Origin of the sequence: Marinobacter sp. NP-4(2019), from assembly GCF_003994855.1 — a bacterium.
In the GTDB taxonomy this organism is placed as follows: domain Bacteria; phylum Pseudomonadota; class Gammaproteobacteria; order Pseudomonadales; family Oleiphilaceae; genus Marinobacter.
This window is the reverse complement of the sequence record NZ_CP034142.1, coordinates 1,970,340-1,985,536: the sequence shown is the minus strand read 5'-3', so window position 1 is coordinate 1,985,536 and position 15,197 is coordinate 1,970,340. Positions and strand designations below refer to the sequence as shown.

The following is a 15,197-nucleotide window of genomic DNA, read 5'->3' as shown; positions in this document are numbered from 1 at the left end:
AGTTGTGCCAGAATTGGGTTTTGCGGATTACCTCAGGTTGATGATGGTCTGGGTGACCGCATCGGAGGTTTCAATGGTCTTTGCGTTGGCCTGATAATTCCGCTGGGCAATGATCAGATTCACCAACTCGGCGGACAGGTCCACGTTGGAATCCTCTACCGAACTGGCCTTGATGGAACCCAGGGTTCCGGTATCCGGGGCGCCGATAATCGGCTGACCGGACTCGAAGGTCTCCACCCAGGTTGTCTCTCCTACCGGTGACAGGCCATCGGTATTGTTGAATGCCGCCAGGGCCACCTGCCCCAACGCCTTGGACTGGCCATTGGTGTAGCGTGCGAACAGCACACCCTGATCGGACACATCCAGACCGGACAAACGGCCCGTGGTGTAACCGTTCTGATTCTGGTCATTCACGCCAAAGGCGCTGCCGTATTGGGTGGTTTCGCTCAGGTCCACCACAAACGCAGACGTGGTGGGAGGATCAGGAATTGGCGTGACCACTTCCTCCCCCGGTGCAGGAGGGCCATCAGCGCCGTTGGGCAGTCCGTTCGCATCCTTCGGCACCCAGTCATCTACCACGATCTCACCGTTGGGGTCGCCATTGATCGATTGCAGTTCCCCATCCTGATTGAATCTGGCGGTGTAGGGCGTTTCATCGGTACCCGCAACCATCTCGCCGTCAATCTGCATGTAGATAGACCATTCACTCTGGCCCACACCATCACCCGGTGACGGCTCCTTCACGAAAAACTGGGTCAGTTCGTGGGAATTCCCCAAACTGTCGTAGATCGTGGTGGATGTGGCGTGGTTATACGTCCGCTGATCCAGTGGATTGAACTCGTTGGTAATCCGGGTTTCACCTGCGGCAAAGGCGGCCTCGAACGCACCGGTTCCGGCGGGATCCGTCAGCACCCCTGTAACCTCGCGCTCAGTGGTGACAAACAGGTTACCCCGCTCGGGAGCAGAGAATGACTGACTTCCGGCAGAGCCGGTAGTGTAAGCCATATCCACCGTAAACCCGCGGCTGTCGGTGATGGAAATATCATCACCAGTGTCGGAAACCTGCGCTTGCAGGGTATTCAGCTCCGAGTCATTGATGGCCGCGGCCAGCGAATCCAGATCGTTAATACCATCGCTGCCACGGAAGGTCACGTTGTCGCTGCCGTTCAGGGATATGGTCAACTCGAAGTCAGGGTCGGACAGGTCGCTGGCCAACTGGGCCATATCAAACTGCTCGGACAGATCAAACTGTGTCCTGGCGGAAGCGTTAACCCCCTTCTGGGACCCCAACAGTTCGGCCACATCGTTGGCCGGTTGCCCCGTGCCGATATCGATCAGCTGCGATGTGGTGCCATCGGAATACTCTATCTGGAACAGGTCACCATCGAGGTCCGCCACGTTCAGGTCCTCGCCCAGATCACGTATCCGGTTTTCCAGTACACTTTCCCTGGAATCCAGGTTGAGATCCGTACGTAGGTTGGTCGTGCGCCTGGGCGCCAGGTTGTCCGTCTCCACCTGCAGGTCGCCACGGATGCCGGACAGGTTACCGTCATCATCAGCGGTAAAGCCCTGCACACGCATGTTCTGGTTATTGGTTACGAATCCGTCCTTATCGATACCAAACTGGCCGGCACGGGAATAACGAATTTCCCCACCATTGTTCAGAACGAAGAAGCCATCACCGTTGATCGCCATATCCAGCCCGTTATCGGTGAAGCTGATATTGCCCTGCCCGAACGACTGCTTCACGTCCTGAACCCGTACGCCGTCACCCACCGGGTTGTTGCCGGAACTCAGGAAACCGCTGGCATAAAGGTCGCCAAACTGTGCACTGCTGCTTTTGAAACCAACGGTACTGGCATTGGCAATGTTATTACCGGTGACGTCCAGATCAACGGACGCTGCCCTCAAACCGCTAAGCCCTGTATTAAAAGCCATAATTCACCTCGTGGTTCCGCACCGGTAGATCAGTTAATTTGTTCGACATCCGACAGGGCAATGGAGCCCATACCCGACAGGTTCAGTGTGACCTTGCCGCCCTGACCGAGAGAGACACTGTCGACATTGGCACTCACCATCGTCGACAGCTGCTCCGTACCGCCGGGATAAGAACCCTCGGCAACAATGCGGTAAGGTCCGGGTGGCAAGGCATTGCCGTTACCATCTGTGCCGTCCCACTGGAAGGAGGCGACGCCGGCCTGGCTGGCACCAAGATCTATCTGACGAACCCGCTCACCGTTCTGGCTCTCAATGGAGACCCGCAGCCCGCCGGTGGAAGCCGGTACCTGGATTGTGCCGGTGATCTCGCCTTCGTTACCCAGTATGCCAATCTGTGATGGCGCCAGAACGGTCCGACCCACCATCGCCGACGCCTGCAGCGCCTGGGTGGAGCGGAACTGACTACCCAGCTCATCCACGCTCCGCGACACTCCCTGCATTTCCTCCAGGGAGCTGAACTGGGCAAGCTGGGAAATGAACTCACCGTTGTCCTGGGGTTCAAGCGGATTCTGGTTCTTCAGCTGGGCAATCATCAGCTCCATAAACTCGTTCTTGCCGAGCTCGCTGGTGCCGCCGCCGGCACTGCCCTGCTGGTGACGGAAATCGCCCAGCACATCGGAGACATTCGTCGGGTTAATTGCGCTCATCGGTCAGTCCTCGCCCGGTTACTGCTGCCCAAGTGTAAGAATGCGCTGCATCATGGATTTGGCCGTGTTCATAACGTCCACGTTCATCTGGAAGCTGCGGGAGGACGACATCATGTCGGCCATTTCCTCAACCACATTGACGTTGGGGTAGAACACATAGCCGTCCTCGTTGGCGGCGGGATGGTTCGGCTCATAGCGCATCTGCAGTTCCGCGTCGCTCTCAACTATGCCATCCACACGAACGCCCGCGCCGGGCCCCTCGTCACTTGCGAACGCCATCCCCTGCTGGTCAGGGTTCAGCATGGACTGCTGAATGGCCGCAAACACCGGCTTGCGGGCCCGGTAGGCTGTCTCAGTACTGGAACTGGCCGTTTCCGCATTGGCGATGTTGGACGCAGTGGTGTTCAACCGCAGCGACTGTGCGGTCATGCCGGAACCGGCAATATCAAAAATGTTACCCAGGGACATAATGCTGCTCCTCTAGCTGGTGTCTGCGCCCGGTTACTGGCCGGAGAGGGCTTTCTTCAGCCCCGAGAATTTACCGTCCAGGAACTGAAAACTCGCCTGGTAGTCCATGGCATTTCTCATGAACCGGCTCTGCTCCTGTTGCGTTTCCACGGTGTTGCCGTCAACGGAGGGCTGGTGCGGCACACGGTAGAGCAATTCGTTATCCTGGCCGCCGGGCGTGGTATCCATGTGAGCGTCGTGTGTCCGTTCCATGTTGAATCCACTGACGCTCTGTTGCGCCCGCTCCAGCATGGCGCGAAAGTCGACGTCCCTGGCCTTGAAGCCCGGGGTGTCCGCATTCGCCAGGTTATTCGCCAACACTTCACCACGCTTCACCCTTGCTTCCAGGGCGTGCTGGTGAATACCCAGTGCTTTGTCAAAGGAAATTGCCATACTGCCTCCCGAACCTTGTGCCCGGCCCTGCATTGGTTTGCCGGTTCACCTCTTTGCAGTGGATGAAGCAACGTCGATGCCAGTTTTAGGAAAGGCGCTAATTCAGGGGGCTGGAGAAGTATGTAGGGAGAAATAAACAATAAAACTCAGGCGTCAGCGAGCACAGTGATAGCAGAAGCGGCAATGGCTTTCCCCTCCCGGCCAACGAAGGCAAGGCAGATAGGCCCCATCGGAATTGTGAGGGTTCTGTATAACTGTTAACCTTTAGTCTTATGTCCGACTGTTAACAACTATAAAGAGCCGGTAGCAAAACCATGAGCGAACAAACCGACTTTCGGAACTTTTCTGAATTTTACCCGTACTATCTGGAAGAACACAGCGACGTTACCTGCCGGAGACTCCATTTCGTTGGCAGCCTTCTGGTCATCGTTGTTGCACTTTACGCCATTATAAGCGCCAAGCTGGCGTGGCTTCTGCTTTTGCCCGTGATTGGTTACGGATTTGCCTGGGTCGGCCACTTCTTCTTTGAGAAGAACCGCCCGGCCACATTCAAGTACCCGTGGTACAGCCTGATGGGCGACTGGGTCATGTTTCGCGACATCCTCATCGGAAGGATCCGATTCTGATATGATCAGCGCCCCCGTGGATCTGCGCAATGCCAGCAACAGTGCCGGCAAGTCCACGGCTGTGGATTCCCGGATGGATCCCGTCGCTATTCCGCCAATGCCGGATTATAACGGGCGCATCCTTGCCTACACCGCGACGGCCGCCATTATTGCCTCTGGCGTTTTCCAGGGCATTTTTCCCGACTGGATGCTGTGGCTGATTGCCGGAGCCCTGACCTGGCCCCACATCGCCCACCTTCTGAGCCGCCGCACCTTCCTCCGACATTCCCCACGTATCCGCCAGAAAATGCTGATTGTGGACTGTGTGATTGGCGGTGGCTTTATCGGCGCCATTGGCGTGGCCGCCATTCCATCGGTATCCGTTATGCTGATGCTGATGTTCAGCTGCCTGATCATCGGCGGCTTCCGGCAATGGGTGTTCGGGTCTGCATTCATGGCCGCCTCCCTGTTCATCGGGCTGGCCATTTTCGGCCCGGCCGAGAGCTTTCAGGCGCCACTGCTCACCAGCATCCTGTCACTACTGGCAACCGGCCTTTACATCTGCGTTACCGCCTTTTATTCCCACCAGCAGGCCCGGGCACTGATGATGGCGAAGACCCAGATCCAGAATCAGCGGGAGCAGTCCATCGCCCTCTCCCACAAATTATCCAAATACCTCTCACCCCAGGTCTGGCAATCGATCTTTACCGGTGAGCGGGACGTTCGCCTGGAAACCCAGCGCAAAAAACTGGCCATTTTCTTCTCGGACATCAAGGGATTCACCGAATTGTCCGAAGAAATGGAGCCGGAAGCGCTGACCGAACTGCTCAATCACTACTTCAATGGCATGTCTGAGGTGGCCCTGAAGTACGGCGGCACCATCGACAAGTTCGTCGGTGATTCGATCATGGTGTTCTTCGGTGACCCCACCAGCCGTGGGCAGCGGGAAGATGCCTTTGCCTGCGTGTCCATGGCCATTGAGATGCGCAAGCATATGAAGATCATGCGCCAGAAATGGCGGAGCCAGGGCATCAAGACCCCTCTGGAAATCCGTATGGGGATCAGCACCGGGTACACCACCGTTGGCAACTTCGGGGCGGAAAACCGAATGGATTACACCATCATCGGCAAGGAAGTGAACCTCGCCAGCCGGCTGGAGTCCCTGGCCGAACCGGGCGAAATCCTGGTGTCTTACGAAACTTTCTCGCTGATCAAGGACCGCATCATGTGCCGGGACAAGGGCGAGATTACGGTGAAAGGGTTCGGCAAACCAGTGCCCATCTATGAAGTGGTCGACTTCCGCCGCGACATGGGGCCAAACCGCAGCTTCCTGGAACACGAACACAGCGGGTTCGCCATGTACCTGGATTCCGAGAAGATCACCGAGCGGGAGCGCAAGTCGATCCTCGCCGCACTGGAAGACGCTGCCGACAGGTTACGACAGGAAGAGGAAATTCGCTGACCCCCTCCCCTTGATCATTACTGGCGAATCAGCCGGCTCCCGGAGCCATCCTTCGGATCGGTGCTGCGCCAGGGATTGATATCCAGACCGCCCCGGCGGGTATAGCGGGCACACACCATCAACGTTTCCGGTTTACATCTTGCCATGATGTCGGTAAACAGGGTCTCCACGCAGTGCTCATGGAAGTCCTGTTTCTGGCGAAAGCTGACGATGTAGCGAAGCAATCCCCTGCGATCCAGTTGCGGCCCGGTGTAACGAATCATCACCGTAGCCCAGTCGGGCTGGCCGGTGACCGGGCAATTGCTTTTCAGCAGATGCGAGCACAGGCTTTCCGATACGGTCTCGCCAGACGCCGTCAGGGATTCGGGTGCGTAGTCGTAGGTCACGTCGTCAACGGTTTCACCGTCAATCAGCTCATAACCTTGCGGTCGGCCCTCGGCCATGGCGCCCTCGTCGACGCTGCGCATGGTCACCTGCACCGCCGCGCCACTGCCACTGGACAGGTCCCGGGTGATCACTTCCGCAACCTGCTCGGGCGACGAAAACACCGCCTGGTTCAGGGAGTTGAGATACAGTTTCAGGGACTTGGATTCGATAATATTGGGCGAGGCGGCCGGAAAGCGGATTTCCGCCCACGCCACCGCCGGCACGCCATCAGCACGTAACCAGGACACTTCCCAGGCCTGCCAGAGATCCTCCCCGAACCAGGGCCAGCGCCCATCCGCCAAACCAATGCGGCGACGGTTTTCCTCCCGCGGCACGGGGAAAAGCAGGTCCGGATTATAGCGGTCCGGATACTCGCTGGATTTGCCCAGGGGGCATCATTGAGGGCCATGGTGTGTCCTGTTTAAACGGTCCTGAAACTCAGTGGCGAATGCCTTTGCCACGCTCGAGCATCCGTAAGGAAATTGCAGTCAGCAGCGCGATGAACACCAGGATCATACCCAGTGCCACATAGGGATTCACATCCGATACCCCAAGAATACCAAACCGGAAGGCATTCACCATGTACAGGATTGGGTTGATCATCGACACGGCCTGCCAGAAATCCGGCAACAGGTTGATGCTGTAGAACACCCCGCCCAGGTAGGTCAGCGGCGTGAGGACAAACGTCGGCACAATGGAAATATCATCAAACTTGGTGGCCAGCATGGCATTGATAAACCCGCCAAGGGCAAACAGCGCCGAGGTCAGGAACACCGTCAGCACCACCATCGGCAGGTTATGAATGTCCAGCCGCGTGAACGCCAGCGACAGCAGGGTTACTATCAGCCCGATCCCCAGACCACGGGCCATCCCGCCGCAAACATAGCCGGCCAGAATGATCCAGTTGGGTACCGGCGACACCAGCAACTCCTCGATGCTCCGCTGGAATTTCATTGAAAAGAACGACGACACCACATTGGCGTAGGAACTGGTGATCACCGCCATCATGATCAGCCCGGGCACAATGAAGGACATATAATCAAAGCCCCCCATATCACCAATCCTCGAACCGATCAGGTTACCGAAAATGATGAAATACAGCGTCATGGTGACTGCCGGCGGCAACAGGGTCTGCGGCCAGATCCGGGTGAAACGGCGGACTTCCCGAATCACGATGGTGTTGAATGCGGTGACCATGGCCTGGACCTTCATGCGGCACCTCCCTGGACTTCCCGGGCTTCCCGGGCATTCTCTTCCACCATGCGGATGAACAACTCCTCCAGACGGTTGGCCTTGGTGCGCATACTGACCACCTTGATCCCCCGTTGCTCCAGTTGCACAAAGACCTGATTCAGGCCCTGGCCCTTCTCGACCTCCACTTCCAGTGCACCTTCGTCACTCAGGCGGCACGGAAAGCCGTCCAGTGCCGGCACACCCTCAAGCGCGGTTTCCGTATCCAGCACAAAGGTTTCCACATGCAGCTGCTGCAACAGTTCACGCTTGCTGGTGTGCTTCAGGATCCGGCCATGATCAATAATCGCGATATTGCGACACAGCGCCTCAGCCTCTTCCAGGTAGTGGGTGGTCAGGATGATGGTAGTGCCCTGGCGGTTCATTTCCTCCAGGAACGTCCACATGGACCGCCGCAGTTCAATATCAACACCCGCCGTTGGCTCGTCCAGAATCAGCAGTTTCGGCTCGTGCACCAGGGCACGGGCAATCATCAGCCGGCGCTTCATACCGCCGGACAGCATCCGCGCCGGAGTATCTTTCTTGTCCCAGAGACCCAGCTTGCGCAGGTATTTTTCGGCCGACACCTTAGCCTGCTTCAGCGGAATACCGTAGTAACCCGCCTGGGTCGTGACAATGTCGAAGACCTTCTCAAACTGGTTGAAGTTGAACTCCTGGGGCACCACGCCAAGATGCAGCTTGGCGTCGGAGAGGTGGGTATCGATGTCATAGCCAAACACCCGCACCTTGCCACCGGTCTTGTTTACCAGGGAACACACGATCCCCAGCGTGGTCGACTTACCGGCGCCATTAGGTCCGAGCAGGGCGAAGAAATCCCCCTGCCTGACGTTCATGTCGATACCCTTGAGGGCGTGGAAACCATCACCGTAGGTTTTGGTCAGCCCCTCGATCTCCAGTGCGTTGGTCATAAACTACCCAGAATTGTGGCGTGTCGGGCAAACCTGCCCAGCCAAATGCATGATCGGTTAAACCAGAAGTCTTTTAAGTTGTGGCTACAACGGAATTTTCAAGTCAAGCCGGCGGATTCCCCGAAACCGGAAAAGGTTCAAACTGCGACGGGATTCCCGATATCCCCGGGCGCCCCTCCCTATAATGCCGGTTACAACAACTTACAAAAGGCCCGGCGAAGCCAGATGCTTCCGCCCGGCACGCCGCATGACGAAGGAATGCCTGCAACACCATGAGACCCGTTCCCCTTTTTCGATTGTCCCTGCCACTGATGGTCACGCTGTCCTTATCGGGCTGCCTCGGTGGCGACGGCGGAGGCAGCAGCGACGACACCCGAGCCGGTTCACTGACGTATAACGGCATCAGCGGTTTGCACTACACCACCGCCAGCCGCAGCGACCAGACCGACAGCGCCGGCCGGTTTCGCTACTATCCCGGTGAGCGCATCAGTTTCCGGATTGGCAACCTGCCCCTCGCCGCGGACGTTCCTGCCGGCGAATACCTTACCCCACTGGACTTCCTTGCCGATATCCGGGAAAGCCTGAACACCCCCGGTACCGATGACGAGGGGTTGTTAACACACCGGATCACCGAGCAGCAATCGCTGACCGATACCACGCTGCTCAATCTCACCCGCTTCCTGCTCGCACTGAACTGGAACGAAAGAATCACCGAGGGCAACGGCATCGAGATCCGTGACAGAGTGGTGCAGCAACTGAATGAAGCACTACCGGAGCTCTCCGCACCGATCGACTTCACCGTCAGTGAACCCGATTTCACCGCGCTGGGCGCATCCCCTTCCCCGGCCAACCAGTTGCTGGCGGCCATCTGTTTCTATCCGGAGGACGACGAACTCTGCCAGACACCGCCCAGCCAGGAGGAAATCAACAACGCCCCGCCCCGACCTGAGGATGAAGACCAGCGTGATCCCGAAGTGGACTACCAGGAAGACCTGCAAAGCAGACGTGACCGTATCCTGGAAGCCACCCGCAGCCTGGAGGATTTCGACACCGAGGCGGCCCAGGCCTACCTGACCCGGGAGCTCAACGCCATAACCACCGACATCGGCAACCGCTATTACCTGGATAACGAAACGGCCAACCATCCGGCCACCGATACCGGAATCAAGGACGTTAGCATTCGCCGTATCAACGGGGAAACCGACCTCGCCAATGTCGAGGCCATCAGTACACGTAACCAGGATGTGGTGGTTCATGCCTTCAGTTGGCAGACGGCAACGGTGGAATATTTTATTGCAGGCGATAGCGGGGGCGAATCGGAGGTGCTGGTCAACTTTCGCCCGCGGAACACCTATCGCTGGATAAGAAAAAGCCTCAGGGTCATCATCGACTGATCAACCCTGAGGCTTCCGGAAAGATCAGGAACCAACCAACCGGGACAGGTTCCAGCGCGATTCGGTTCCGGTGATATCATAATGCTCGGGGTTGAGCCCTTCCGTGCCATGGGGCAGGCACTCGGCAATCGACAGGGTTTCTTCTGGCCCCTTGCCTTCATTGAAGCTTGCCAAGTCGATGACTTTGGCCATTTTCAATGGCTCCTGATACTGATTCGTCATCACCATCACCTGCGGCCACAACCGACGCTCCGCGGAATGGGACACGACAATCCCCCGCTGCCCGTCATTGAGTTGCACCAGACTACCGGTGGGATAGATCCCGACAGCCTGAATGAACTGTTCGACCAGGTCGCCCTGGAACTCTATGTTGCGCATATCGTAAAGAAGGTTGACGGCTTTTGCCGGTGTCAGGGGCTCGGCATTGTCACGTGGGGTGATTGTGGTTTCGAAGAACTCGGCAAGCCCGCCAACCTTGGCCAGCAATGGAATCCGGTCGCCACGGACACCTTCCGGGAAACCCGAGCCGTTATGACGCTCGCGGTGCCCCTGGACAACGCTGACCACCGCGCGAGACACACCGGTGCCATCCAGCATCGCCACGCCCCGCTCAACGTACTTCCGGTAACGGGCAAACTCGTCGGCATCCAGTTTGCCTTCTCTCTGCAGTAACTCCCGGGGAAGATCTGTCTTGCCCACCTGCGAGAGCAGACACCCCAGGCCCAGATGGTTGAGCAGCCCCTCATTCAGGCCAAGATGACGACCACAGACCAGGGCCCATACGGCGGTATTCATGGCATGATGATAGAGGAAATCGTCGTGTTCCCGGGTACGGCTCAGCCACAACAAGGCATCGGGGTTGCGGATCACGCTGGCCACCATCCTGCGGGTAACCCTGGCCACTTCCCTCAGGTCTGGCGTTTCGTCGCGCCTGACGGCGGTGGCAACCCGGCTCAGGGCAGCTTCTGCATCGGTCAGCACCGTTGCCGAGGCCTTGAGTTCCTTTTTGAGGGTGGACGTGTTTTCGTACCGGACCGGATCCTTGATCTGCAATGGCGGCAGCTGGATCACTTCCCGGTTGTCACCATACTTGTTGTTGGTGCGCTTTCCGAACACCGGGCCTGACGGATTCACCGCATCAAGCTTGCCACGCACTTCCGCAACATCGATCACAACCCACTTGCAGTGGGAAACCACCGAGCGGATGTCATCCTGGGAACGAATGTGAAAGCCCTGAATAGGGAACGGTGTCTGGTGCCAGGGCCGGTCCAGATCGGATACGAACATGCCGATTTCCAGATCATGTACGGCGATTTTCTTTTGACGAACGCCCACGACGTACCCCTTTAATCAAAATTATCGATACTCACCATTCTGACGCAAGCAGCAGAAGAGTCCATTACATTTCTGTAGTCCAAAGTAACCAGAAAGCAACAGGGAGTAACGCTTGCTATCACGGGGAAACGAAATGTAGCAATGTGATGGAACTCACACTTCTGGTACAAATGTGTCAATCTGCGTCACAAATCGAGTCATCCATAACCGGAGGGCCCGCATCCAGTGCGCCGCGGGGAGATGTGCGGAGGTGGACCCTGTACGTCACTGACGACGGACGGAGGTAATCGGTTCCCTCCCGATCATCTCCCTCACCACGATGTGTCGCAACAGGCCATAGTGGGTATAGTAGGACGCACATCCGGTCAGACCGAATGGCAGGAACAAAAACCGTTTATTGATCCGCAAATTGCAAACCGAAGCCGTCATTGCTTTTGCGGACAACTTCCATCTCCAGCACCGGCGCCGGTACCGGCAACCCCTGGACCTGGACTTCCACTTTGTCGCCTATGGCCGGATCAAAAAACTCCCCGTCAACCACAATAAAGATACCGCCATCGGAAATATCCCGAGTCGAAAACAGGAACTCCCCGAAAACACCGTGGCGCACCTTCACCTTTGCACTCATCGCCGTACGACCATGCTCTCTGCGGTCATTCTCACCCATAGGCTGTGTATCCACCGGTTTATACATGGTTTTTAGTCTTTTCGAAGCATAGCACCATTCATCCTGAAAATTGCAATACTCAACTTGACACGACCATTAACACAAATGAGAATGGTTGACGTTTATAGTGCCGCAATCACAATAAGATAGCGGTCATCCCCCCTGGTTGAAAAAGGACGTCACACTATGCGAATGAAACTGGCTGCAGCCGCTACCATGGCACTCTCTGTCATGCCCCTGAGTGCTTCCGCAGATGGCGAAGTGAACATCTATTCCTACCGTCAGGCGTACCTGCTGGAACCCCTGCTCAACGCGTTTGAAAAGGAAACCGGTATCAAGGCCAACGTGGTCTTCGCCAAAAAAGGCCTGGCCGAGCGCCTGGAGCGTGAAGGTCGCAACAGCCCGGCAGATATCGTGATGACGGTCGATATCTCCCGCATCAACGATCTGGTCGAGCGTGACCTGGTTGCCAGCCTGGACAACGAAACCCTGGAAAACAACATTCCGGAAAACCTGCGTCACCCGGATGGCAAATGGTTTGCCCTGACCACCCGTGGCCGCCTGATCTTCGCCTCAAAGGACCGTGTTGAAGAGGGTGAAATCACCACCTACGAAGAACTGGCCGACGACAAGTGGGACAACCGCATCTGTACCCGTAGCGGCAAACACCCCTACAACATCGCCCTGATTTCCTCCATGATCGCCCACCACGGTGAAGAAGAAACCGAGAAGTGGCTGGAAGGCGTGAAAGACAACCTGGCCCGCAAGCCCCAGGGTGGCGACCGTGACCAGATCAAGGCCATCGCCGAAGGTGTGTGTGACATCGCCATTGGCAACAGCTACTACTACGGCAACATGCTGAACGACGAGAACCAGCGTCCGGCTGCCGAAGCCGTCCGCCTGGTGTTCCCCAATGCCGAGGGCCGCGGTACCCACGTCAACATCAGCGGTATCCAACTGACCAAGAGCGCGCCTAATCGCGACAATGCGATTAAGTTGATGGAATTCCTCTCCACCGAGGAAGCCCAGCGCATCTACGCCGAAGCGAACACCGAATACCCGGCCAACCCGAACGTCAGCCCGTCTGGCCAGGTGGCGGAATGGGGTGAGATTAACCCTGACCAGCTGTCATTGCAGGAAATTGCCAATAACCGCAATGCAGCCGTCAAACTGGTGGATCGGGTTGACTACGACAACCTGTAAGCCGGTCGTTGCCTGAAAAGGGTGGGCCTGGCCCACCCTTTTTTGTCTGCAGGGGCCATAAATCCCGTCAACAGGCCACACCAGTCATTGCAGGCGCAGCCGCAGGTGACTAGAATCGTGGCTCTTTTCAGGGGAGCAAAGGAACGACATGACCGAGGCAGGCACCAGCGGTGAAACCGGGCTAGGTCAGCCCCTGCTGGCAAAACGCACCTCAAAACGATGGCTGATATCCGCTGCCCTGACCACGGCGATCGTAGCACTCCCGGTTGTGTCGGTTCTCTTTCTGGCCCTGTTCCCTGAAGAGAACATCTGGCCTCACCTGCTGGAAACCACACTTCCCCGCTATCTGATCACCACCTTCAAGCTGATGCTCGGCGTGGCCGCTATCACCCTGGTGATCGGTCTGGCAACGGCGTGGGCGGTGACCATGTGCGAATTCCCCGGGCGCCGCTTTTTCGAATGGGCCATGTTGCTGCCCTTTGCCGTGCCCGCCTACGTTATCGCCTATGTGTACACCAGCCTGCTGGACTACGCAGGACCGGTCCAGAAAGCCTTGCGGGAAGTGTTTGGCTGGGAAAGCGCCAGGGACTACTGGTTCCCGGAAATCCGCACCCTGGAAGGCGCCACCCTGATGATCGGGCTGGTACTCTATCCCTACGTTTACCTGTTGGCCCGCGCTGCCTTTCTGGAGCAATCCCCGTCCCTGTTCGCCGTCAGCCGCAGCCTTGGGCATTCGGCCATCAGTACGTTTTTCCGGGTGGTGCTGCCCATCGCCCGCCCCGCCATCGCCGTAGGCCTGTCCCTGGTGCTGATGGAAACCCTCAACGATTTCGGCACCGTTGATTTCTTCGCCGTGCAGACCCTGACCGCCGGCCTGTTCGATACCTGGATGAACCTGGGCAACCTGGGTGGCGCGGCACAGATAGCCACCACCATGCTGGTCTTCGTGGTGATCCTGGTCACCCTTGAGCGCTACTCACGTCGCCGACAACAACAGTTCGCGGCGCGGGATAACCGGGACCCGATCCGTCGCTTTACCCTGTCCAGACCCCGGCAACTGATCTGCATCGCCGTGTGCGCATTGCCGGTCATTCTGGGCTTTGTGATTCCGGCCATCACCCTGGGGCAGTATGCCTGGGAATACTTTGACGAAAGCTGGAACTCCGAGTTTATCCGCAACACCCTGAACAGCCTGTTCCTGTCCGGTACCGCCGCGCTGACCACGCTGCTGATTGGTGTCACCCTCGCCTACAGCCGGCGCCTGCATGACACCCGGGGCATGCAGATCATGATGCGCCTCTCCAGCCTGGGCTATGCCATGCCCGGGGCGGTACTCGCCGTCGGTGTGATCATTCCCCTGGCTGGCTTCGACAACTGGCTGGACGGGCTGATGCGCGACACCTTCAACATCAGCACGGGTCTGCTGCTGAGCGGCTCTTCCTTTGCCCTGGTATTTGCCTACACGGTTCGCTTCCTGGCGGTGTCGGCGGGCAGCGTGGAAAGCGCGCTGCAGAAAATCACCCCCAGCATGGATATGGCGTCCCGCTCCCTGGGGCATTCACCCGGCAGCACACTGCTGCGGGTACACCTGCCCATGCTTCGAGGTACGCTGATTACCGCTGCGCTGGTGGTGTTTGTCGACTGCATGAAGGAGTTGCCGGCAACGCTGATCCTGCGGCCGTTCAATTTCGAGACCCTGGCCACCTACGTGTACCAGTTCGCCTCCGATGAACAGCTCGCCCACAGTGCGCTTCCGGCCTTGATTATCGTACTGGCGGGGATCATCCCCATCATTCTGATGAGCCGATCAATCTCCAACACCCGCAGCATTGCCTGACAGCCTGATGCCGGGAGTAGCGGAGCAGAAACGGTTACAGTACGGGGCGTGAGGCGGCGTCCTGGACCACGAAACGCCCCTGGAAGGTGGCGACCGGCGCGCCCTTCGGATCGGTGGTTGGTTCGCCGCAATAAACATCCGCATGCAAGGCTATGCGAGCCTTGCCGTGGCGTGCCAGACTCTTCCTGAACCGGTCCGGGATCTCTCCCCCGGGAAGGCGGCACAGGGCATAGAAGTCCTCCTCCACTGGCATCAGATAATCCATGCTTCCGCTCTGGACCATCACATTGCCTCTCAGGCCCATATCCGCAATCGCCAGCTCGACCAGCCCCCAGGCTGCGGTAACCGCTACGGAATAGACACTGCCACCGAACCCCGTGCCCTGATGGTTGTGGTTGGGCTCGAGCGGTGCACTGACCAACAGGGCATGGCCGTCATAGGAAATCACTTCGAGGCCAAGTGCCCGGGTCAGCGGAATGGATTCGTGGATGCGTTTCTGGAAACGGCCTAACTGAGTCATAGTCCCTCCTGGATTGTCCTCAGTTTATTACCTTGCAGCCGCCT

General features: G+C 57.8%; 15 protein-coding genes. 5 read left to right on the top strand and 10 right to left on the bottom strand.

Going from position 1 to position 15,197, the window contains the following annotated elements; translation table 11 throughout:
* Positions 1 to 27 precede the first annotated feature (27 nt).
* The 4 genes from EHN06_RS09125 to flgB are packed head-to-tail and all read right to left on the bottom strand — an operon-like array spanning position 28 to position 3,545.
* Positions 28 to 1,938: a flagellar hook protein FlgE gene (locus EHN06_RS09125; protein ID WP_127332175.1), complete on the bottom strand. Its 1,911-nt coding sequence runs from the start codon at positions 1,936 to 1,938 to the stop codon at positions 28 to 30.
* Between the two features lie 29 nt (positions 1,939 to 1,967).
* On the bottom strand, positions 1,968 to 2,645 hold the full coding sequence (locus EHN06_RS09120; RefSeq protein WP_127332173.1) for a flagellar hook assembly protein FlgD: 678 nt from the start codon (positions 2,643 to 2,645) through the stop codon (positions 1,968 to 1,970).
* Between the two features lie 18 nt (positions 2,646 to 2,663).
* Positions 2,664 to 3,113, bottom strand: a complete 450-nt coding sequence (flgC, locus tag EHN06_RS09115; RefSeq protein WP_127332171.1) for a flagellar basal body rod protein FlgC — start codon at positions 3,111 to 3,113, stop codon at positions 2,664 to 2,666.
* 33 nt (positions 3,114 to 3,146) lie between these two features.
* Complete coding sequence (gene flgB / locus EHN06_RS09110) at positions 3,147 to 3,545, bottom strand: flagellar basal body rod protein FlgB (protein ID WP_127332169.1); 399 nt, start codon at positions 3,543 to 3,545, stop codon at positions 3,147 to 3,149.
* 314 nt (positions 3,546 to 3,859) lie between these two features.
* On the opposite strand from flgB, the gene EHN06_RS09105 reads away from it, so the two are divergent.
* Together EHN06_RS09105 and EHN06_RS09100 are read left to right on the top strand one after the other, a co-directional pair.
* Positions 3,860 to 4,171 (top strand): DUF962 domain-containing protein, encoded by a 312-nt coding sequence (locus EHN06_RS09105; RefSeq protein ID WP_127332167.1) that lies wholly within the window; start codon positions 3,860 to 3,862, stop codon positions 4,169 to 4,171.
* Position 4,172: 1 nt separating this feature from the next.
* Positions 4,173 to 5,612: an adenylate/guanylate cyclase domain-containing protein gene (locus EHN06_RS09100; protein ID WP_127332165.1), complete on the top strand. Its 1,440-nt coding sequence runs from the start codon at positions 4,173 to 4,175 to the stop codon at positions 5,610 to 5,612.
* A 17-nt stretch (positions 5,613 to 5,629) separates the two neighbouring features.
* Here the strand turns inward: EHN06_RS09100 and queF are convergent, their stop codons facing one another.
* From queF to EHN06_RS09085, 3 genes are all read right to left on the bottom strand, one after another.
* The gene (gene queF / locus EHN06_RS09095) at positions 5,630 to 6,373 is read right to left on the bottom strand and encodes an NADPH-dependent 7-cyano-7-deazaguanine reductase QueF (RefSeq protein WP_265936919.1); all 744 of its coding nucleotides are present in this window, start codon (positions 6,371 to 6,373) and stop codon (positions 5,630 to 5,632) included.
* A gap of 103 nt (positions 6,374 to 6,476) precedes the next feature.
* Positions 6,477 to 7,250, bottom strand: coding sequence for an ABC transporter permease (locus EHN06_RS09090; RefSeq protein WP_127332161.1), 774 nt, complete (start codon positions 7,248 to 7,250; stop codon positions 6,477 to 6,479).
* Positions 7,247 to 8,197, bottom strand: coding sequence for an ABC transporter ATP-binding protein (locus EHN06_RS09085; RefSeq protein WP_127332159.1), 951 nt, complete (start codon positions 8,195 to 8,197; stop codon positions 7,247 to 7,249). The genes EHN06_RS09090 and EHN06_RS09085 overlap by 4 nt, the downstream gene beginning before the upstream one ends.
* A 272-nt stretch (positions 8,198 to 8,469) precedes the next feature.
* On the opposite strand from EHN06_RS09085, the gene EHN06_RS09080 reads away from it, so the two are divergent.
* Positions 8,470 to 9,591 carry an organic solvent ABC transporter permease gene (locus tag EHN06_RS09080; RefSeq protein WP_127332157.1) on the top strand — a complete coding sequence of 374 codons (1,122 nt, stop codon included), beginning with the start codon at positions 8,470 to 8,472 and terminating at the stop codon, positions 9,589 to 9,591.
* Between the two features lie 24 nt (positions 9,592 to 9,615).
* Here the strand turns inward: EHN06_RS09080 and EHN06_RS09075 are convergent, their stop codons facing one another.
* Positions 9,616 to 10,926, bottom strand: coding sequence for an HD-GYP domain-containing protein (locus tag EHN06_RS09075; RefSeq protein ID WP_127332155.1), 1,311 nt, complete (start codon positions 10,924 to 10,926; stop codon positions 9,616 to 9,618).
* A gap of 394 nt (positions 10,927 to 11,320) precedes the next feature.
* Positions 11,321 to 11,593 (bottom strand): PilZ domain-containing protein, encoded by a 273-nt coding sequence (locus EHN06_RS09070; RefSeq protein WP_127332153.1) that lies wholly within the window; start codon positions 11,591 to 11,593, stop codon positions 11,321 to 11,323.
* Between the two features lie 186 nt (positions 11,594 to 11,779).
* On the opposite strand from EHN06_RS09070, the gene EHN06_RS09065 reads away from it, so the two are divergent.
* Complete coding sequence (locus EHN06_RS09065; RefSeq protein WP_127332151.1) at positions 11,780 to 12,796, top strand: Fe(3+) ABC transporter substrate-binding protein; 1,017 nt, start codon at positions 11,780 to 11,782, stop codon at positions 12,794 to 12,796.
* 148 nt (positions 12,797 to 12,944) lie between these two features.
* Positions 12,945 to 14,633, top strand: coding sequence for an ABC transporter permease (locus tag EHN06_RS09060; RefSeq protein WP_127332149.1), 1,689 nt, complete (start codon positions 12,945 to 12,947; stop codon positions 14,631 to 14,633).
* 34 nt (positions 14,634 to 14,667) lie between these two features.
* Here the strand turns inward: EHN06_RS09060 and EHN06_RS09055 are convergent, their stop codons facing one another.
* Complete coding sequence (locus tag EHN06_RS09055; protein WP_127332147.1) at positions 14,668 to 15,153, bottom strand: thioesterase domain-containing protein; 486 nt, start codon at positions 15,151 to 15,153, stop codon at positions 14,668 to 14,670.
* Positions 15,154 to 15,197: the final 44 nt, after the last annotated feature.

Coding starts and splice junctions, on each gene's coding strand:
- EHN06_RS09125 (WP_127332175.1), bottom strand. CDS start 1,938: ATGGCTTTTAATACAGGGCTTAGCGGTTTGAGGGCAGCGTCCGTTGAT.
- EHN06_RS09120 (WP_127332173.1), bottom strand. CDS start 2,645: ATGAGCGCAATTAACCCGACGAATGTCTCCGATGTGCTGGGCGATTTC.
- flgC (WP_127332171.1), bottom strand. CDS start 3,113: ATGTCCCTGGGTAACATTTTTGATATTGCCGGTTCCGGCATGACCGCA.
- flgB (WP_127332169.1), bottom strand. CDS start 3,545: ATGGCAATTTCCTTTGACAAAGCACTGGGTATTCACCAGCACGCCCTG.
- EHN06_RS09105 (WP_127332167.1), top strand. CDS start 3,860: ATGAGCGAACAAACCGACTTTCGGAACTTTTCTGAATTTTACCCGTAC.
- EHN06_RS09100 (WP_127332165.1), top strand. CDS start 4,173: ATGATCAGCGCCCCCGTGGATCTGCGCAATGCCAGCAACAGTGCCGGC.
- EHN06_RS09090 (WP_127332161.1), bottom strand. CDS start 7,250: ATGAAGGTCCAGGCCATGGTCACCGCATTCAACACCATCGTGATTCGG.
- EHN06_RS09085 (WP_127332159.1), bottom strand. CDS start 8,197: ATGACCAACGCACTGGAGATCGAGGGGCTGACCAAAACCTACGGTGAT.
- EHN06_RS09080 (WP_127332157.1), top strand. CDS start 8,470: ATGAGACCCGTTCCCCTTTTTCGATTGTCCCTGCCACTGATGGTCACG.
- EHN06_RS09070 (WP_127332153.1), bottom strand. CDS start 11,593: ATGGGTGAGAATGACCGCAGAGAGCATGGTCGTACGGCGATGAGTGCA.
- EHN06_RS09065 (WP_127332151.1), top strand. CDS start 11,780: ATGCGAATGAAACTGGCTGCAGCCGCTACCATGGCACTCTCTGTCATG.
- EHN06_RS09060 (WP_127332149.1), top strand. CDS start 12,945: ATGACCGAGGCAGGCACCAGCGGTGAAACCGGGCTAGGTCAGCCCCTG.
- EHN06_RS09055 (WP_127332147.1), bottom strand. CDS start 15,153: ATGACTCAGTTAGGCCGTTTCCAGAAACGCATCCACGAATCCATTCCG.